Annotated in this window: 17 protein-coding genes and 2 pseudogenes; 17 read left to right on the top strand and 2 right to left on the bottom strand. The window is 57.5% G+C overall.

Going from position 1 to position 19,361, the window contains the following annotated elements:
- The 14 genes from CINSTRO3249_RS03105 to mprA all read left to right on the top strand — a co-directional run.
- Positions 1 to 113 (top strand): IS1 family transposase (locus CINSTRO3249_RS03105; protein WP_044698828.1); only part of this gene is annotated, 113 nt, incomplete at its 5' end.
- A gap of 387 nt (positions 114 to 500) precedes the next feature.
- On the top strand, positions 501 to 740 hold the full coding sequence (nrdH, locus tag CINSTRO3249_RS03110) for a glutaredoxin-like protein NrdH (protein WP_074012139.1): 240 nt from the start codon (positions 501 to 503) through the stop codon (positions 738 to 740).
- Positions 741 to 748: 8 nt separating this feature from the next.
- Entirely contained in the window at positions 749 to 1,156 is a 408-nt protein-coding gene (gene nrdI, locus CINSTRO3249_RS03115) for a class Ib ribonucleoside-diphosphate reductase assembly flavoprotein NrdI (RefSeq protein WP_074012140.1), read from the top strand.
- Entirely contained in the window at positions 1,132 to 3,282 is a 2,151-nt protein-coding gene (gene nrdE / locus CINSTRO3249_RS03120) for a class 1b ribonucleoside-diphosphate reductase subunit alpha (RefSeq protein WP_074012141.1), read from the top strand. Before nrdI ends, nrdE begins: the two co-directional genes overlap by 25 nt.
- 16 nt (positions 3,283 to 3,298) lie before the next feature.
- Positions 3,299 to 4,270 carry a class 1b ribonucleoside-diphosphate reductase subunit beta gene (gene nrdF / locus CINSTRO3249_RS03125; RefSeq protein ID WP_074012142.1) on the top strand — a complete coding sequence of 324 codons (972 nt, stop codon included), beginning with the start codon at positions 3,299 to 3,301 and terminating at the stop codon, positions 4,268 to 4,270.
- Between the two features lie 966 nt (positions 4,271 to 5,236).
- Positions 5,237 to 6,439, top strand: a complete 1,203-nt coding sequence (gene proV / locus CINSTRO3249_RS03130; RefSeq protein WP_074012143.1) for a glycine betaine/L-proline ABC transporter ATP-binding protein ProV — start codon at positions 5,237 to 5,239, stop codon at positions 6,437 to 6,439.
- Positions 6,432 to 7,625 (top strand): glycine betaine/L-proline ABC transporter permease ProW, encoded by a 1,194-nt coding sequence (proW, locus tag CINSTRO3249_RS03135; RefSeq protein WP_074012144.1) that lies wholly within the window; start codon positions 6,432 to 6,434, stop codon positions 7,623 to 7,625. Before proV ends, proW begins: the two co-directional genes overlap by 8 nt.
- A 67-nt stretch (positions 7,626 to 7,692) precedes the next feature.
- Entirely contained in the window at positions 7,693 to 8,679 is a 987-nt protein-coding gene (proX, locus tag CINSTRO3249_RS03140) for a glycine betaine/L-proline ABC transporter substrate-binding protein ProX (protein WP_074012145.1), read from the top strand.
- Between the two features lie 59 nt (positions 8,680 to 8,738).
- Positions 8,739 to 9,737 (top strand): glycine betaine/L-proline ABC transporter substrate-binding protein ProX, encoded by a 999-nt coding sequence (proX, locus tag CINSTRO3249_RS03145; RefSeq protein WP_074012146.1) that lies wholly within the window; start codon positions 8,739 to 8,741, stop codon positions 9,735 to 9,737.
- A gap of 152 nt (positions 9,738 to 9,889) precedes the next feature.
- Positions 9,890 to 11,089: an MFS transporter gene (locus CINSTRO3249_RS03150; RefSeq protein WP_074012147.1), complete on the top strand. Its 1,200-nt coding sequence runs from the start codon at positions 9,890 to 9,892 to the stop codon at positions 11,087 to 11,089.
- Between the two features lie 124 nt (positions 11,090 to 11,213).
- A complete protein-coding gene (locus CINSTRO3249_RS03155; protein ID WP_074012148.1) occupies positions 11,214 to 11,951 on the top strand; it encodes an AzlC family ABC transporter permease in 738 nt (245 codons plus the stop codon).
- Positions 11,944 to 12,078, top strand: coding sequence for a hypothetical protein (locus CINSTRO3249_RS17860; RefSeq protein WP_256381631.1), 135 nt, complete (start codon positions 11,944 to 11,946; stop codon positions 12,076 to 12,078). The genes CINSTRO3249_RS03155 and CINSTRO3249_RS17860 overlap by 8 nt, the downstream gene beginning before the upstream one ends.
- The gene (gene ygaH / locus CINSTRO3249_RS03160) at positions 12,075 to 12,413 is read left to right on the top strand and encodes an L-valine transporter subunit YgaH (protein ID WP_074012149.1); all 339 of its coding nucleotides are present in this window, start codon (positions 12,075 to 12,077) and stop codon (positions 12,411 to 12,413) included. The genes CINSTRO3249_RS17860 and ygaH overlap by 4 nt, the downstream gene beginning before the upstream one ends.
- A 137-nt stretch (positions 12,414 to 12,550) precedes the next feature.
- On the top strand, positions 12,551 to 13,072 hold the full coding sequence (gene mprA, locus CINSTRO3249_RS03165) for a transcriptional repressor MprA (RefSeq protein ID WP_074012150.1): 522 nt from the start codon (positions 12,551 to 12,553) through the stop codon (positions 13,070 to 13,072).
- 110 nt (positions 13,073 to 13,182) lie between these two features.
- Here mprA and CINSTRO3249_RS03170 read toward each other — a convergent pair whose 3' ends face one another.
- Positions 13,183 to 14,364 (bottom strand): tRNA/rRNA methyltransferase, encoded by a 1,182-nt coding sequence (locus tag CINSTRO3249_RS03170; protein WP_074012151.1) that lies wholly within the window; start codon positions 14,362 to 14,364, stop codon positions 13,183 to 13,185.
- A 218-nt stretch (positions 14,365 to 14,582) separates the two neighbouring features.
- Between CINSTRO3249_RS03170 and trxC the strand changes: the two are divergent.
- The 3 genes and pseudogenes from trxC to CINSTRO3249_RS03185 all read left to right on the top strand — a co-directional run.
- Positions 14,583 to 15,024 (top strand): annotated as a pseudogene (gene trxC / locus CINSTRO3249_RS03175) (thioredoxin TrxC).
- Positions 15,025 to 15,530: 506 nt separating this feature from the next.
- On the top strand, positions 15,531 to 16,235 hold the full coding sequence (locus CINSTRO3249_RS03180; protein ID WP_074012152.1) for a tRNA-uridine aminocarboxypropyltransferase: 705 nt from the start codon (positions 15,531 to 15,533) through the stop codon (positions 16,233 to 16,235).
- Between the two features lie 41 nt (positions 16,236 to 16,276).
- Positions 16,277 to 18,013 (top strand): annotated as a pseudogene (locus CINSTRO3249_RS03185) (acetate--CoA ligase family protein); the annotation flags it as partial.
- Here the strand turns inward: CINSTRO3249_RS03185 and CINSTRO3249_RS03190 are convergent.
- Positions 18,002 to 19,361: flagellar biosynthesis protein FlhF (locus CINSTRO3249_RS03190; RefSeq protein ID WP_254304262.1), on the bottom strand; the 1,360-nt coding region annotated here is incomplete at its 5' end. The pseudogene CINSTRO3249_RS03185 and the gene CINSTRO3249_RS03190 sit on opposite strands and share 12 nt — an antisense overlap.

The raw sequence follows: 19,361 nt of genomic DNA on the forward strand, positions 1-19,361 counted from the left end.
CGCTCCGTACCCGCATTAAACGACTGGCGCGTAAAACGATTTGCTTCTCGCGCTCTGTCGAGATCCACGAAAAAGTCATCGGAGCCTTCATCGAAAAACACATGTTCTACTAATTGGAGTCATTACCAGCCTGGGCATCACCACTGCGGTAGGCATTGTGGTAGGCGTACTGTTAGCGCGCCGTTAGTTTGGAATGTCAGGTTCCAATAGCAACCGAGATCAATAACGCACCGGGGGTATGACCGGCCGGGGAAAATTTTTTTTCACCGCCTTTGCCCCCGCTTACGACTTCGATGAACCCGCTCCACGCCTGGAGCGGGTTTTTTATTTGCTTTTTTTTTACTCAGCCACTGGCATCCTTCGCCAGGTATTACTATATATTGTATGGTTGATCTGATTTATATCTAGATATAGTATGCATTACATGTTCAGCACCACAACGCGGCGGCAGCGCTCTCGCAAGGCCGCAACGATTTTACTGTGAGAGGTAAATACGAATCATGACCATTACTATTTACACTAAACCGGATTGTGTCCAATGTCACGCCACCTGCCGCGCACTTGACCGTAAAGGCATCGATTACCGGCTGGTGGATTTGCTTGATGACGAACAAGCGCTGCATCATGTGCGGGCGATGGGTTATCAGCAAGTGCCGGTCGTACAGACCCCGCAAGAGCACTGGAGCGGTTTCCGCCCGGACAAAATCAGTCTGCTGTCCGCCAGCGCCATGCCGGCTTAAGGCGCGGTATGACCGCGCTGGTCTATTTTTCCAGCAGTTCAGAGAGTACGCACCGCTTCGTCAGCAAATTGGGACTGCCGGCGCTGCGTATCCCTCTTGAGATGCGCGAGAGCGTGAAAGCGGATGCCCCCTATATTCTCATCTTGCCGAGTTATGGCGGCGGCTCGACGCGCGGGGCGGTACCCCGCCAGGTCATCCGTTTTCTCAACGATCCGTTAAACCGTTCCTTATTGCGTGGCGTCATTGGTGCCGGCAACCGGAACTTTGGTGCGGCCTTCTGTCTGGCGGGCGATATCGTCGCCAAGAAATGTCAGGTTCCCCTGCTCTACCGTTTTGAGCTATTGGGAACGGAGGAAGATGTCACACAGGTACGAAAGGGAGTGACCGAATTTTGGCAGCGACAGAACTTAGCATAATCGAACCCGCGTTACAGGCGCTGGATTACCATGCCCTCAATGCCATGCTCAATTTGTATGATGAGGCGGGCCACATCCAGTTCGATAAGGATCATCTGGCGGTGGAAGGCTACCGACAGCAGCAGGTGATCCCGAACAGTCGCACTTTTGCCTCGCTTGAGCAAAAGTTGCAGTGCCTGGTCGAGGAGGGATATTACGAAGCTAAGGTGCTGGCGCCCTACAGTCAGGCGTTTATCGCGTCGCTGTTCGCCGAGGCCCGCGCGCAACGGTTTACCTTCCAGACCTTTATGGGCGCGCTGAAGTTTTACACCAGTTATGCGCTGAAAAGCTTCGACGGCAAGCAATATCTGGAGGATTTTGAGGACCGGGTGTGCATGGTGGCGTTAACGCTGGCCGCCGGCGACGAAACCCTCGCCAGAGCCATGATGGCTGAAATGCTGTCCGGTCGATTCCAGCCCGCGACGCCCACCTTCCTCAACTGCGGCAAACAGCAGCGCGGAGAGTATGTCTCCTGCTTCTTGCTGCGTATTGAAGACAATATGGAGTCGATAGGCCGGGCGGTGAATGCCGCGCTCCAGCTGTCCAAGCGCGGCGGCGGCGTGGCGTTTATGTTGACTAACCTGCGCGAAGCGGGTGCCCCTATCAAGCGTATCGAGAATCAATCGTCCGGGGTGATCCCGGTAATGAAAATGCTTGAGGACGCCTTTTCCTACGCCAATCAGCTCGGCGCGCGCCAGGGCGCGGGCGCCGTTTATTTGCACGCCCATCATCCCGATATTCTGCGTTTTCTGGACACCAAACGCGAAAACGCCGACGAGAAAATCCGCATTAAAACCCTGTCGCTCGGCGTGGTGATCCCGGATATCACTTTTCAGCTGGCGCGGGACAACCAGCCGATGTATCTCTTTTCGCCTTATGACGTGGAGCGTATCTACGGTCAGCCGTTCTCCCAGCTGGCGATCGGCGAACATTATCACGAAATGGTGGCGGATAAGCGAATTCGCAAGACCGCCATCGACGCGCGCGCCTTTTTCCAAACGCTGGCCGAAATTCAGTTTGAGTCCGGCTATCCCTACATGATGTTTGAGGATACGGTTAATCGCGCCAACCCCATCGCCGGGCGCATTAATATGAGTAATCTGTGCTCGGAAATTTTGCAGGTCAACAGCGCCACCGAGTACAACGAAGATTTGAGTTACCGTCAGGTGGGTCGTGATATTTCCTGTAATCTGGGCTCGTTAAATATCGCGCGCACTATGGACTCGCCCGATTTCGGCCACACGGTAGATACCGCCGTGCGCGCCCTGACGGCGGTGTCAGACATGAGCCAAATCGGTTCCGTGCCCTCAATAGCCGAAGGAAATCAGCACTCCCACGCCATTGGCCTGGGTCAAATGAACCTGCACGGTTATCTGGCGCGCGAGCACATTTACTATGGCAGCCCAGAGGCCATCGAATTTACCGATCTCTATTTTTATACCGTGACTTATTATGCGGTGCGCGCCTCCAACAGGCTCGCGATAGAGCGCGGACGCGCTTTCGGGGGGTTTGCCGAGTCACGCTACGCCAGCGGCGAGTATTTCACGCCGTATGTCAGCCAGCGCTGGGAGGCGAAAAGCGAGCGCGTGCGGCGTTTGTTCGCCAAAAGCCATATCCAGCTACCGACCCAGGAGGACTGGCGGGCGCTGGCTGAGAGCGTTAAACGACACGGGCTTTATAATCAAAACTTGCAGGCGGTGCCGCCCACCGGCTCCATCTCCTATATCAATCATTCGACCTCCAGCATCCATCCTATCGTCTCGCGTATCGAGATCCGCAAAGAGGGCAAAACCGGCCGGGTTTATTACCCCGCGCCCTATATGACCAACGAGAATCTGGACTACTACCAGGATGCTTATGAGATAGGGCCGGAGAAAATTATCGATACTTACGCCGCGGCCACCCGGCATGTCGATCAGGGGCTGTCGCTAACGCTCTTTTTCCGCGATACCGCCACCACGCGCGATATCAACCGGGCGCAAATTTACGCCTGGAAAAAAGGCATTAAAACGCTCTATTACATCCGCATTCGCCAGTTGGCGCTGGAAGGTACTGAAGTCGCCGGCTGCGTGTCGTGCGCCCTATAAGGTCAAGGAGAAAGCGATGACCCTCGAATCTACGCGTACGCACGTCCAGGCGGTTAATTGGAACCGTATTCAGGACGATAAAGATCTGGAAGTCTGGAACCGTTTGACCGCCAATTTCTGGCTGCCTGAAAAATTACCGCTGTCCAATGATGTCCCGTCCTGGAACGCCCTATCCGCCCAGGAACAACAGCTAACGATCCGGGTATTTACCGGCCTGACGCTGCTCGACACGGTGCAAAATACTCTCGGTGCGCCGGCGTTGATGGTCGACGCCCTGACGCCCCATGAAGAGGCGGTATTTTCCAATATCTGCTTTATGGAAGCGGTCCATGCCCGCTCCTATAGCTCGATATTCTCCACCCTCTGCTCCATGGCGGATGTGGACGCCGCTTATCGCTGGAGTGAGGAAAATGCGGCCCTGCAAAATAAAGCGGCAATTATTCTTCGCCATTATCAGGATAATGATCCGCTGAAAAAGAAAGTGGCCAGCGTATTTCTGGAATCATTCTTATTTTATTCCGGCTTCTATCTGCCGATGTATTATTCCAGCCGCGGCAAGCTAACCAATACCGCCGATTTAATTCGTTTGATTATTCGCGATGAAGCGGTCCACGGCTATTATATCGGTTACAAATTTCAGCGCGGTCTGGCGGCGGCGACACCCGAGCGCCGTGAGGCATTGAAGCTGTTCGCCTATGATTTATTGCAGGATCTCTACGAAAATGAGCTGGCCTATAGCGCCGCGCTATACGACGACGTCGGCTGGACGGAGGACGTCACCGCGTTCTTGCATTATAACGCCAACAAAGCGCTGATGAATCTTGGCTATGAGGCGCTGTTCCCGGCCTCAATGACGGCGGTCAATCCCGCTATTCTTTCGGCCCTGTCGCCCAACGCGGATGAGAACCACGACTTCTTCTCCGGTTCGGGTTCATCCTATGTTATGGGTCGGGCGGTGAACACCGAAGATGAGGACTGGGCTTTCTAAGGACTATCGGGCGAGGCCTCCCTCGCCAACGTGGTTTCGGCCACACGACGCCTCTCGCAGCAGTGGCGAATCCGGTCAGGCGAAGTCTTTCGTGACAGTAGCAAATTCGGTCAGGCGAGGCCTTTCGCAGCAGTGGCAAACTCGCCAGACGACGCGTCTCGCATTAGTGGCAAATTCGCCCAGACGTCGCCTCTCGCATCAATAGCAAATTTTCAACCGGCGGCCTGTTGGGATCGGGGCCGCCGATGCCCGGTTGAGGCGGCCGCGCGGGCCGCTCCGGCCGCCTTCCGCCACGGCGCTCTCATTCCTATTCTTGCGTTAAATTTGGTCTATCACCCTTATTTTCAAACAGACGAAAAACGCCCTGGCTACTTATTTCCAGACAGTCACTAAACGCCATTGGCTACTCTTTTCCAGACAGTCAACAAATGCCATCGGCTACTCACTACCAAACAGTCAACAAATGCCATTGGCTACTCATTACCAAACAGTCAACAAATGCCATTGGCTACTGATTACCAAGCAGTCGACAAACGCCATTAGCTATTAATTTTCAGCCAGGCGACAAATGGCATTGGCTATTACTCGGCCATTATGGCTGGCAAGAGAGAACTCCGTAATATATCGCGCAGGCACGAATTCATGCTTGCGACGAATATGCGCAAAAAAGAGTCAATGAGGGTGATAAAATATATCCCCTAACGTCCCTTCCGCGCCGCTTGACGACGTGGATACCGCCATACCTTCAGCCCCAATATTGCGTTTTTTTCATAAGGCGATATTCGCCGCAAACCCTTGTCATCCGTAGTGGATCCGGCCGTAATAGGCCGATTCCGCGTCAGGAATATTCTGTTTTTGGGGCACTCAGGGGTTGTCTCAGAATCTGAGTATGTTAGGGTATAGGGCGTTTTATTTTTGGTCAGGATTATTTTATATAGTAGATGCACACGGGAAAATTATAATTTCATGGCAGTAAAACTTGAAGTAAAGAACCTTTATAAAATATTTGGTGAACACCCTGAGAGGGCGTTCAAATTGATTAATGGAGGGCAAGACAAAGATACGATATTTGCTAAAACCGGTCTGACGGTTGGCGTTAAAGATGCCAGTCTGGCCATTGAAGAAGGCGAGATATTCGTCATCATGGGATTATCCGGCTCGGGTAAATCCACTATGGTACGCCTTCTCAATCGTCTGATAGAACCGACACGGGGTGAGGTGCTGATTGATGGCGAGAATATTGCCAAGATCGCCGATACCGCCCTGCGCGAGGTGCGACGAAAGAAAATCAGTATGGTGTTCCAATCTTTTGCGCTGATGCCCCATCTGAATGTCCTGGATAATACCGCCTTCGGCATGATGCTTGACGGCGTGCCGCTGCAGCAACGCCACGCCAAAGCGCTGGAAGCGCTGGCGCAGGTGGGTCTGGAGCAGCATGCGCAATCCTGGCCCGACGAGCTTTCCGGTGGGATGCGTCAACGCGTCGGCCTGGCCCGTGCGCTGGCCATCAATCCCGATATTTTGCTGATGGATGAAGCGTTTTCCGCCCTCGATCCGTTAATTCGCACCGAGATGCAAGACGAGCTTATCAAGCTGCAGTCCCGCCACCAGCGCACCATCGTTTTTATCTCCCATGACCTTGACGAGGCGATGCGCATCGGCGATCGCATCGCCATCATGCAGGGGGGCGAAGTAGTGCAGGTGGGTACGCCGGACGAGATCCTCAATAACCCGACCAATGACTATGTCCGCACCTTCTTCCGCGGCGTGGATATTTCGCAAGTCTTCAGCGCCAAGGATATTGCCCGTCGCCGGCCGGTAACCCTGATTCGTAAAACCCCGGGCGTCGGCCCGCGCTCCGCGCTGAGGCTGCTGCAAGATGAGGATCGTGATTTCGGCTATGTGCTGGAACGCGGTCAGAAATTCATCGGCGTGGTCTCCATCGATTCCCTAAAAGCCGCCCTTTCCGCCAATGGCACGCTGGAAGACGCCTTGCTGGCAACGCCTGCCACCGTCCCCGCCGAAACGCCGTTAAGTGAGTTGATTTCAACCGTCGCCCAGGCGCCTTGCGCCGTGCCGGTCGTCGGTGAGGATAATCAATACATCGGCATCATTTCTAAAGGCATGTTGCTGCAGGCGCTGGATAAAGAGGGCATGAATAATGACTAACACCACGACCGATCCGTGGGCCGCGACTAACTCAGCGCCCGCCAATCAGGCCGCGAGCCAGGACGCCGCGAACCCGGCCGCAACGTCGGCTACCGATCCCTGGAGCAGCAGCGCGGCGCCCGCCCATGACGCGGCGCAGAGCGCACCCGCCGGCGGTGCTGACGCCTGGGGCAACGCCGCGCCGGCTGGGGATGGTGCCGCGCCACACGCAGCACAGCAAAGCACTGACTGGCTCAACAGCGGCCCGGCCGACGCGCCGGCGCATTTCAGCCTGCTCGATCCTTTCCACCAGACGCTGATCCCCCTCGATCGCTGGGTAACCGAAGGCATCGATTGGGTGGTGTTGCATTTCCGTCCGCTGTTTCAAGGCATCCGCGTCCCGGTGGATTTCATCTTAAGCGGCTTTCAGCATCTGCTGCTGGGCCTGCCGGCTCCGGTGGCGATGGTGATCTTCGCCTTACTGGCCTGGCAGATGTCGACGCTCAGTATGGGGGCCGCGACGCTTATTTCGCTGATTATTATCGGCGCTATCGGGGCCTGGTCACAGGCGATGGTAACGCTGGCGCTGGTGCTCACGTCGCTGCTGTTCTGCGTCATTATCGGGCTGCCGCTCGGTATTTGGCTGGCGCGTAGCGTCAGGGCGGCGAAAATCATCCGTCCATTGCTGGACGCGATGCAGACGACGCCGGCATTCGTCTATCTGGTGCCGATCGTCATGTTATTCGGTATTGGTAATGTGCCCGGCGTCGTGGTCACCATTATCTTCGCCTTGCCGCCCATCGTGCGTCTGACCATCCTCGGCATCAAACAGGTGCCGGCGGATCTGGTCGAAGCCGCCGAGTCGTTCGGCGCCAGCCCGAGCCAGATGCTGTTCAAAGTGCAATTGCCGCTGGCCATGCCGACCATCATGGCCGGCATCAATCAAACGCTGATGCTGGCGCTGTCGATGGTGGTTATCGCTTCGATGATTGCCGTCGGCGGTCTGGGACAGATGGTGCTACGCGGTATCGGCCGCCTTGACATGGGGTTGGCCACCGTTGGCGGCGTCGGTATTGTGATCCTGGCGATTATCCTTGATCGGCTGACGCAGTCTTTAGGCCGCGACAGCCGCAGCCGCGGCAACCGGCTCTGGTATACCAGCGGTCCGCTGGGCCTGCTAACCCGACCGTTTCGCCGTCAGGCCTAACCCTTTCCACAAGGGCAGACCGCGGCACCGTACTCGCCGCGGCCCCCTTAAAGAAGAGGAATCCCCGATGCGTCATTCCTTTATCTGGGCGCTAGCGCTCACTTCATTATTCGCCCGCGCGGTCTGTGCTGCCGCCCTGCCCGGTAACGGCGTGGTGGTCAAACCGGTACAAAGTTCACTGGCGGAAGAAGCCTTTCAGACCGAGTTGGTCAATCGGGCGCTGGAAAAACTGGGTTACGATGTTCAGCCCACCAACGAGGTGGATTACAACGTCGCTTACACCGCTATCGCTAACGGCGACGCCACCTATCTGGCGGTAAACTGGAAGCCCCAGATGGAAGAGATGTACGACAACGCCGGCGGCGATGGCAAATTCTACCGTCAGGGAACCTATATCGCCGGCGCCGCCCAAGGGTATTTAATCGATAAAAAGACCGCCGAGAAATACCATATCCGCACGTTGGATCAATTACGCGATCCCAAGCTTGCCAAGCTGTTCGACACCGATGGCGACGGCAAAGCGGATATCACCGGCTGTAACCCCGGCTGGGTCTGCTCCAATGTGATCGATGGGCAAATCAAGGGATTTAACCTGCAAGCCACGGTGACGCAAAATCAGGGTAACTATTCGGCGATCATCGCTGATACTCTCGCCCGCTACCACCAGGGCAAGCCCGTGCTGTACTACACCTGGACGCCCTATTGGCTTAGCGCCGAACTGGTGCCGGGACGGGATGTCGTCTGGTTGCAGGTACCGCATTCCGTCTATCCGGGCAATCAGGATACGCGGCTGCCTAACGGCAGCAACTACGGCTTCCCGGTCAACAACCAGCATATAGTCGCCAACAAAGCCTGGGCGCAGCAGAACCCGGCTGCCGCCAAGCTGTTTGCCGTCATGACCTTGCCGGTCGCCGATGTGAATGTGCAGAACCGGCGGATGCATCAGGGAGAAAATACCCCGCAGGCGATCTCCCGCCACGTGGATAGCTGGATTGCCGCGCACCAGCAGCAGTTCGACAGCTGGATAAGCGCGGCCGAAGCGGCGGCAGACTAACCTGGCGCCGCGGTTCGGACCGTGGCGTATTCTTACAACGACCAATACAAGGTAACCCCATGCGCAAGATAGGATTAGGAGCGTTCGCGCTCACCGCGGTTTTCGCCGCACAGACCACGTTTGCCGCCGAATTGCCGGGCAAAGGCATTCAGGTACAGCCGGTGCAAAGCACCATTACCGAAGAAACCTTTCAAACCCTGCTGGTGAATAAAGCCCTGGAAAAATTGGGCTACTCGGTCCAGTCGCCGCGCGAAGTGGATTACAACGTGGCCTATACCTCAATTGCCTCTGGCGATGCCACTTTCATGGCGGTGAACTGGGATCCATTGCATGCGGATCAGTATCAGGCCGCCGGCGGCGACGCAAAGTTTTATCGCCAGGGTAATTATGTTGAAGGGGCGGCCCAGGGCTATCTTATCGATAAAAAGACCGCCGAGAAGTATCACATCACCTCGATTGACCAGCTCAAAGATCCCAACATTGCTAAGCTGTTCGACGCCAACGGCGATAGCAAGGCAGATTTGTCGGGCTGTACGCCGGGCTGGGGCTGTGAGGCGGTCATCAACCATCACATCAAGGCTTACGGCCTGAGCGCGACGGTCGAACACAATCAAGGCAACTATGCGGCGATCATGGCCGATACCATCAGCCACTTCAAAGAAGGCAAACCTATTCTTTATTACACCTGGACGCCTTATTGGGTGAGCGACGTATTGGTACCGGGACGTGATGTAGTGTGGCTGCAGGTGCCGTTCTCCTCGCTGCCGGGCGAGCAGAAAACGATCAGTACCAAGCTGCCTAATGGCGCCGATTACGGCTTCCCGGTCAACAGCATGCGCATCGTCGCCAATAAACAGTGGGCTGAGGCCAATCCGGCAGCGGCCAAGCTGTTCGCCATCATGAAGCTGCCGATTGCCGATATCAACGCGCAAAACGCGCGGATGCATCAGGGCGAAGCGCAAGAAGCGGATATCGAACGCCAGACCGATGGCTGGATCAAGGCGCATCAGGCGTTGTTTGACGGTTGGGTAAACACCGCCGCGGCCGCCGCCAAGTAAGCGCGTCAGGAACCGGCCAGCAAGCCGGTACGGACGTCAACCCGCGCCGGCGGGGCAAGGATGCCGGCGAAAAACAGGCGAGGGGGATTCACCCCTCGTCTTTTTGTTGTTAATCGGTAATAATACCCGCCCGTTGGTTAAACGAATCCTGAATGAAAACGTCCACAGATCACCCCAGCCTGAACCCGGCCTTAACCCTCATTATGGCGATCGCGACAGGCCTCGCCGTTGCCAGTAATTATTATGCCCAGCCGCTGCTGGATGCCATCGCGCGGACCTATCATTTGTCGGTACGCGAGGCGGGATTTATTGTCACGGCGGCGCAGCTTAGCTATGCCTGCGGCCTGATGTTCCTGGTGCCTCTCGGCGATAAATTTGAACGCCGCAGCATGATCGTGGTGATGTCGGTGTTGGCCGCGATCGGCATGGTGATTACCGCCTCAGCGCCGTCGTTACCCGTCATGCTATTGGGCACCGCCCTGACCGGCCTGTTTTCCGTGGTGGCGCAGATCCTGGTGCCGCTGGCCGCCTCGCTGGCCGATCCTGCCCGACGCGGCAAAGTGGTGGGCACCATCATGAGCGGCCTGCTGCTCGGCATTTTGCTGGCCCGAACCGCCGCCGGCGCGCTGGCGGATCTTGGCGGCTGGCAAACCGTGTATTGGCTGGCCAGCGCCTTAATGATTGTCATGGCGGTGATTCTGTGGTTTGCCCTGCCGCGCTATAAGCAGTATTCCGATCTTAACTATCGCCAGTTGCTCGGATCGATATTCAGTATTTACCGGCATTCGCCGGTATTGCGCAACCGCTCTCTGCTGGGCTGTCTCAGTTTTGCCTGTTTTAGTAATCTTTGGACCTCCATGGCCTTCTTGCTGGCCGCGCCGCCGTTTCATTACAGCGAGTCGACGATCGGCCTGTTTGGCCTGGTAGGCGCCGCGGGCGCGCTCGCGGCCACCCGGGCCGGCACGCTGTCGGACCGCGGTAAAGCCAAAATCACCACCTTGAGCGGACTGCTGTTGTTGCTGTTCTCTTGGGTTTTGGTGTGGTACGGTCAATACCATTGGCTGTCGCTGGTGCTCGGCATAATCGTGCTCGATTTGGCGGCTCAGGGGCTGCACATCACCAACCAAAGCGTTATCTACCGCCGCATGCCTGAGGCGCGCAATCGCCTGACCTCCGGTTATATGACCAGCTATTTTGCCGGCGGCGCCTTCGGCTCGCTGGTGTCGGCGACGGCTTACCAAAGCGCCGGCTGGAACGGCGTCAGCCTGGCAGGCGGCCTGCTCTGCCTGGTGAATTTATTGCTGTGGCTGCGCGGCAGCCATCACGAAGACGCTGGTCTGCCCGGCGCTTGATCCCGCACTCGCCGTGGCGCGCGGCGGGTTCTCATGCAATCGATACAGTTAACCCTCGCGGCACCCGCGCCCCAAGCGCAGGCCGCGCTTTTGCCCTCTATCAAAGGAAAGAAAGCCGTTCATTATGGAGCCTACAACCGCCGGCCTCGCGGCCAACACCGCGCCCGCGACATTTCGTCAGGGCGTCCTGGATAGCCTGCCGATTGTCATCGGCTATTTGCCCGTAGCGTTCGCCTTTGGTTTGAACGCCGTAAAGCTCGGTTTTACACCGCTCGAGGGGTTGTTCATTTCCTGCATCATTTACGCCGGCGCCAGTCAGTTTGTCATTACCACCCTGCTCAGCGCCGGCGTTTCGCTGTGGCTGGCCGCGCTAACGGTGATGGCCATGGACGTGCGTCATTTACTCTACGGACCGGCGCTGCGGCAGCGCATTCCTGGTGCGCTGTCGCCACGTAAAACCGCCCTTTGGGCGTTCGGCCTGACCGATGAGGTGTTTGCCGCCGCGATTAGCCGGCTCAGCCGAGACAACCGCAGTTGGTCGGAAGCCTGGATGATAGGCGTCGCGCTGTGCGCCTGGCTGTCGTGGGTGCTCGGTACGCTGGCGGGCGTATGCTCCGGCAACGGCCTTCTCGACGACTGGCCCGCCGTGTCGGCAGCGCTGGGCTTTATGTTGCCGGCGCTGTTCCTGAGTTTTCTATTGGCTGCTTTCCAGCGGCGACAAAGTCTGGTTTTAGCCTCCGCCCTGCTCGGCGCGCTGACGGGCCTGTGGCTGGTATCGATCCCCATGGCGATCCTCGGCGGCATCGGCGGCGGCTGTCTGGCGGCGCTGCTATCCCCATTGCAGGAGGGCTGCCGTGAGTAGTACGGTATTTATCATTGGCTGTGTATTAGGCATGGCAAATTTTCTGTTTCGCTGGTTGCCGCTGCGTCTGGCGAACAACGCCGGCGGCCGGCCGCTGCGCAATGGCCTGCTGGGAGGGCGGTCGTGAGTAATCAAGTCTTTTTCATTGCCTGCGTGGTCGGGACGGCAAATTTTCTGTTTCGCTGGTTGCCGCTGCGTCTGGCGGGCAACGCCGGCGGCCGGCCGCTGCGTAATGGCCTGCTCGGCCGGGTGCTGGACAGTATCGGTATTGCCGCCATTTGTGCATTGCTGGTGGTATCCACCCTACCCGACATTATGCATGAGCCTCAGCGCGCGTGGCCCGCGCTGGCGGGTTTTATCACGTTGACGCTGTTATTTGGCCGCACCCGCAGCATTGTGCTGGCGACGCTGTCCAGCGCGCTGGTCTACGGTGTCGTGTATAAGTGCTTGCTGATGTTTTAACCGATCGCGTCGTGAGTGGGTAAATTAACATTACCTCAACACTTATATAGACGTCTAAACTTTCCAGCCTGACAATATTTACATGGGTGATTACATAAGTTATTATACAGTCTGCAACTAATGAGGTGCAGGTTACGATGGAAAGCTCGTTCACCCCGATTGAACAGATGTTAACGCTGCGCGCGCAGCAAAAAAGTGATTTTCCTTTGCAGGAAGTGCTCTTGACCCGTTTGTGCATGCACATGCAGGGGAAATTGCTGGAAAATCGCAACCGTATGCTGAAAGCCCAAGGGATCAATGAAACCCTGTTTATGGCGCTGGTGACGCTGGAATCTCAGGCCACCCGCAGCATTCAGCCGTCAGAGTTGAGCTCGGCGCTGGGTTCATCGCGCACCAATGCCACCCGCATCGCCGATGAGTTGGAGAAGCGCGGTTGGATTGAGCGTAAAGAAAGCGAAAATGATCGCCGTTGCTTGCATCTGCATCTGACGGAAGCCGGCCAGGCGTTTCTGGATAACCTCTTGCCGCCGCATTACAACTGCCTGCTTTCCCTGTGGTCGACGCTCAATGAAGCGGAAAAGCAGCAGTTGGAGAGCCTGACCCGCAAGCTTTTGAATAAGCTGGACACGCTTATCGCGGAAGAAGATGTAGTGAAGTGAGGCAAACTGCTCACCCACGCTTAACGCGTAACAAGAGGTATTGAAGTGCGTTTAACTGCCTACCCTAACAAACGCCGCGAAGATCCTCCCGCGGCGTTTTTTTTACGCCGTTAGCCGCGGTTTTGCCGCCACCATTCCGCCAGCAGAATACCGGCGCTGACGGACACATTTAAACTCGGTACCCGGCCGCTGCCGTTGATGGTCACCGCGATATCCGCCTGGGACAGCACCGCATCCGACAGCGCGCTACCTTCTTCTCCCAGCACCAGCACCGTCCGGGCAGGCATTTTAACCGTCGACAGCGACGTGCCGCCGTTACCGGTGAGCGTGACCACGGTGTAACCGGCACGTTGAAAACGCTGCAAGTCCTGCAACACATCATCGCACTGAATGGCCTTGACGTGCTCTGCCCCCCCTTCCGCGGTACGCACCGCGGCGCCGGAATCCAGCAGGGCGCTGTCGCTTACCATCACGCCATTGACGCCGAAGTGGGCACAGCTGCGCAACATCGCACCGAGATTGTGGGGATTGCTCACCTGCTCCAGTGCCAGCACGCAGTCCTGTTGTTGCGCGGCGGCGCTGGCCAGATAACCGTCGGCATCAAGGCCGGCGCGCTTTTTAATCAGAAAACAAACGCCGCCATGGTGCTCGGTGCCCGAGGCTTTGGCCAGCTCATCATCTTCCACCACATGATAAGCTTTACGATTGGCCGCCATCCAGCGCAGCGCATCACGAAACCGCGGCGTCACCGATTGCTCGAACCAGGCCCGGACAATGGCGTCCGGCCGGTTGCGAAACAGCGCCTGACAGGCATTTTCACCGTAGACACGGGTTTCTTCGGCGCGCTGGCGGCGTAATTGTTCGGGATCAATCTGACTTTTGCCGCTGATACCGCCATGATCCGGCACGGCGGCGTCATCGCCGGCGTAAATGGTTTTCCACGGCGAATCCGGCGCATCGCCGCGCGGACGCCGGCCGGCGCTATCGTCGCGGGACGGGGAGTCCTGACGGGGGCGACGCGACCCCTCACCCGAGGCGCGATCGCCGTAGGGAGAGGCACGGTCGGCACGGGCCCCCCCGCGGACGCCGGAGGACGAGGTACGGCCGTCACCGCGAGCGCCACCGCCGGAGCTGTTCCACGGGCTACGGCCCTCACTGCGCTGGTCGCCCCTGCGGTCATCAGCGGAGGCGCGCGAGGACGGGCGGCGCGTTTGCTCCTGCTCTTCCTCTTTACGCACATACATCACGCGGACTTTGCCGTTTTTGCCCTTTAACGAATCGTTATCGCTCATATTGCCCTCCCCCTCTGATGGGCGCGAAGATTACCCCATCTCCACCCATATAGCTACCGGGTTAAGGTAAAAGCCGGCAACTATCGAAACCATTGAACAAATCATTTTGTCACCCGGTATTTCTTTTACCATACTTTGACGACTTACCCACTAAAAGCGCGCATGTCATCGGTCTGAAAGTCTCCGGCCCGGCAGACTCGCTTATCAGAGGCAACATTATGAATACGGTTTGTGCATCCTGTCTGGCAACCAATCGCCTGCCGGACGATAGGCATCAATGATGCCGCCAATTGCGGCCGGTGTGGCGCACCGTTACTGGACGGAACGGTTGTCCACGCCACGTCCGCCACCCTGGACAAACTGCTGCAAGACGATCTGCCCGTCGTTATCGATTTCTGGGCGCCGTGGTGCGGCCCCTGTGTCGGTTTCGCGCCGGTCTTTGATGCCGTTGCCGGCGAACGTCGCGACAAAGTGCGCTTCATCAAGATCAACACCGAAGCCGAGCCGACGCTGAGTAGCCGTTTCGGCATTCGCAGTATTCCTACTATTATGTTGTTCAAGCAGGGTCAAAAAGTGGACTCGCTGCATGGCGCCATGCCTAAAGCTCCCTTCGAGGAGTGGCTGGATGAAGGACTCACCCTGCAAGGCACCGCCTCGTGAGACGCGCCCGGCGCGTCTGAGCTGCTCCCCTGAACGCCGCGCGTGATTACCCGCGCGGTGGTGCAGGCCGCTCGCCTGCTGAGCGTTGCCGCCAGCGGTTCTCTGGTAACGCGGGGCAGTGCGGGCAGTTCCGCCACCCGGTTCTGCTCAGGGTCCGCCCTATGTGCGATGCCGCATAAAGTTACCATGGTCTGCTAGCCGCAGAAAGCTGCCATGGTCTGCGATGCCGCAGATGCCGCAGATGCTGCCATGGTCTGCGATGCCGCATAAAGTTGCCATGGTCTGTAATGCCGCAGAAGGTTGCCATGATGTGCAATGCCGCAGAAGTTGCCATGATGTGCAATGCCGCAGAAAGTTGCCATGATGTGCAATGCCGCAGGGGGGCGCCACCGGTGTAAAATGCTGCCTATAGAGCGCGCCGCCAAGGCGGTAAGCAGGCAAAAAGCGTTACCCTTCCCCTCAGCGCTCCGGTACACTCGTCCTCTTTTGACACCGCCGAACTTCCCATGACCCAAAACGCCGTTCTGGCCTTGCGCCAATTCCGTTTGCAGCAATCGACGCGCCCGTTTCGCGCCCGCGGCTGCCGCGTGCTGCGCTGCGAGCATTGCCTGCTGCCGCGCCGGCGCTGTTTATGCGCCACCATTATGCCGCAGCAGGCCAGCAGCCGGTTTTGTCTGGTAATGTTCGATACCGAACCCTTGAAACCCAGCAATACCGGCCGATTGATCGCCGATATACTGCCCACCACGCAGGCGTTTCTCTGGTCACGTACCCAACAGGATCCGGCCATGCTGGCGGCGGTGGCCGATCCGGATCGTCAGCCTTATGTGGTGTTTCCCGCCAGCCATACGCCGGGCGGGCGGCGGGTCGTCAACCATATTTTGCCCGACGCGCGGCCGCCGCTGTTTATTCTGCTGGACGGTACCTGGCCCGAGGCGGGTAAAATCTTTCGCAAAAGCCCGTGGCTGACGCATTTTCCGGTATTGTCGCTGGCATTGCCCACCGTGTCGCAATACGGCCTGCGCGGCAGCCTTGGCGAGGGTCACCATTGCACCGCAGAGGTGGCCGCCGCGCTGCTGTTCCAGACGGGTGATCATGCCGCGGCTGATGCACTGATGGCCCATTTTGCGCTCTTTCGTCATCGTTATCTGGCGGGCAAATCCCACGCGCCGCGCGGATTGTCCCCCGCCGTCACAGCAGAAAGGGAATAAAACGCGTACACTTATCCCGTCAACCAGCGGGGGAGGCAGTGATGAGTTTACGGGGACTGGAGGCGCTGCTGCGGCCTAAATCGATTGCGGTGGTTAGTGCATCGGACACACCCGGCCGCGCCGGCAATCTGATGATGCGCAATCTGCTTGACGGCGGTTTCAGCGGGCCGGTGCTGCCGGTGACGCCGAAATACCCGGCGGTCTGCGGCGTGCTCAGCTATCCCTCGGTGGCGGCGCTGCCGGTGACGCCGGATTTGGCGGTAGTGTGTACCCACGGCCGACGCAATGTGGACCTGCTTACCGCTTTAGGTGAACGAGGCTGCAAGACGGCCATCGTGCTGTCGGCGCCGGCGACGCAATTCGACGACCTGCGCGCCTGTGCTCAGCGTTTCGGCATGCGGTTGCTGGGACCCAATAGTTTGGGGCTGCTGGCGCCGTGGCAGGGCCTGAACGCCAGCTTTTCGCCGGTGCCCATCCATCGCGGTAAATTGGCGTTTATCTCGCAGTCGGCGGCGGTGTCCAATACCGTGCTCGACTGGGCGCAGCAGCGCGCCATCGGGTTTTCCTACTTTATCGCTCTCGGCGACAGCATTGATATCGATGTCGACGATATGCTGGATTTTCTGGCGCGCGACGGTAAGACCAGCGCGATACTTCTGCACCTGGAGCATCTCTCCGACGCCCGACGCTTTCTTTCTGCCGCCCGTGGCGCGGCACGCAACAAACCGATTTTGGTGATTAAAAGCGGCCGCACCATCCAGGCGCAGCGGCTGCTCAACTACCCTCCCGGCCGCGATGCCGCCTATGACGCCGCCATTCAACGGGCCGGGCTGCTGCGGGTACGCGACACCCACGAACTGTTTTCGGCGGTAGAAACCTTAAGCCATATGCGCCCCCTGCGCGGCGAACGCTTAATGATTATCAGCAATGGTATTGCGCCCGCCGCGCTGGCGCTGGATGAGCTGTTGCGCCGTCACGGCCGGTTGGCGGCGCCGGATGACGCCACCCTGGCGGCGCTGGCGCACGCGTTACCGGCGACGTTAACACCCGGCAATCCGCTGGATCTCGCCGATGATGCGACGCCGGAACGTTACCGCGCCGCGCTGTCGGCGCTGATGGGCAGTAAGGATTTCGATGCGCTGCTGATAATCCATGCCCCGAGCGCCGCCGCGCCCAGCAGCGAAACCGCCCGCGAGGTGATTGCTACGCTTGCCGATGCCGCCCGCTCCGGGCCGGTTACCCTACTGACCAACTGGAGCGGCGAGTATTCTTCTCAGCAGGCGCGCCGGCTATTCACCGAGGCGGGCCTACCGACCTACCGTACCCCCGAAGGGGCGGTGACAGCTTTTATGCACATGGCGGAATACCGGCGTAATCAGCGGCAACTGATGGAAACGCCAGCGCTGCCGGCCGGGTTGACCGTCGATGCCGCCCACGTCCACCAGATGATACGCGAAGCGCTGGATCAGGGCGTTACCCGACTGGAAACCCACGAAGTCAGGCCCATCGTTGAAGCCTATGGTATCAAAACGTTGCCCACCTGGATCGCCGCCGACAGCGACGACGCGGTAAGGCTCAGCGAAGGTCTCGGCTATCCGGTGGCGCTAAAACTGCGGTCCGCTGATATCGCCCATAAATCCGACGTGCAGGGGGTGATGCTCGCGCTACGCAACGCGGCGGAAGTGGCGCAGGCGGCCAGCGCGATGCTTGAGCGCGCGGCAGTTACCTATCCCGCGGCGCGCATTGAAGGCATAGGTATCTACACATCAGGGAGGAGGCTTAAGAGCAACTCTCGCTAAATGAGTAAGTTCTTCCAGACTATATTCCGATAATAATTTTAGTGTATTCAACAAGATGGATAGGCCAGCGAGCAGAGCAGGAGCGCTCTCTCTGCGGCCTCGCTTTTGCTGTCGTCCTGACAAGCGACATATCAGCTGGCGGGCTGCCGCATTTTCTTCTCCTTCAGCGCGTTGCAGCCGCCATACCAGAACAGCAGCCATACTGGCTATTAACAACCTGCGTAGTACGGCTGGCGCGCTGCGCTGAAGCCATGTTTCTACGTCATGTCCGGCACCTTTCAGCAACTTAAAAAATGATTCAATATTCCAGCGCCAGTAATACCAACGAGCTACTTCCTCGCAGGTGATCTCGCTGCAAACGTTTGTAAGCAGCGTCCAGCGTCCCACCACATTACCGAGATCATCCGTAAGCCGAACAACAACCAATCTGACCGTCAGAGGCTCTCCAGGTTGGATTTTTATGCGGCGGCCGGTTTCTTTATCTTTACGCTTCTGCTGCGCAGCTCGGGTTATGACTATCGAGGTTTCACTGATTTCCATATCAGCTTTTTTCCCTTTCCAGTCTACCTGTCCGCATCCGTTGTATGGCAGAAGAGCAGCAATCTCACCAATTTTCAATGAATTACCTTGCCACTCTGCACCATGTCCTTCTTTTCCTCGGATAAGCCAGCATATTCCTTGAGTACTCAACGTCCGCATATGTCCAATAGAGTCACCCTCTCTATCAATTATATGAATCAGCTTTTTACCTATATTAAGCGATTCCACACGGGCAATATCGGTCGTCAAGGCGTCCATATGTGTCTGCCGTTCGGACAGTCCTTCCGCCAACGTTGAATGACAACCGGTTGCATCGGTAAGTGTCTGAGATAGAGGCGCTATTGGCAAACCCGTGCCAGCATCAACCAGCAAGCTGCTTTGAAGTTCATATCCAACATCGCCACCGTGCGTCATTTTTAAGCGTCCGTATTTGGCATGATGGTAAAGAAATTGTAAACGTGACCAATCATGAACAACGAGAGCGTATGGATGCGGGCTAAGCGAAATTTGCTCAAGTGCTAGCGAAATAATTGGCTCATTGAGTTGACTGAAGCTAATTCGCTTATTATTCAGAAAACGCCAGACAGCTTGGGTAGTTGCGAAAGTTGATTTTTGAGCACTTGCGAGGTCTTTAACCGCAGAAGCAAGAAGAGCCGCGGGCGTCATATGCTGTTTAACCAGCGTCTGATATCGGCGGGTAAGGCGAGAGTCAATCCCGCCAACAGATAGGTTGAAATCATTCTGCAAAGTAATAACAGGTATCACGATAAATGTGTAGATACCTATG

This window comes from Candidatus Sodalis sp. SoCistrobi (genome assembly GCF_900143145.1).
GTDB lineage: Bacteria > Pseudomonadota > Gammaproteobacteria > Enterobacterales > Enterobacteriaceae > SoCistrobi.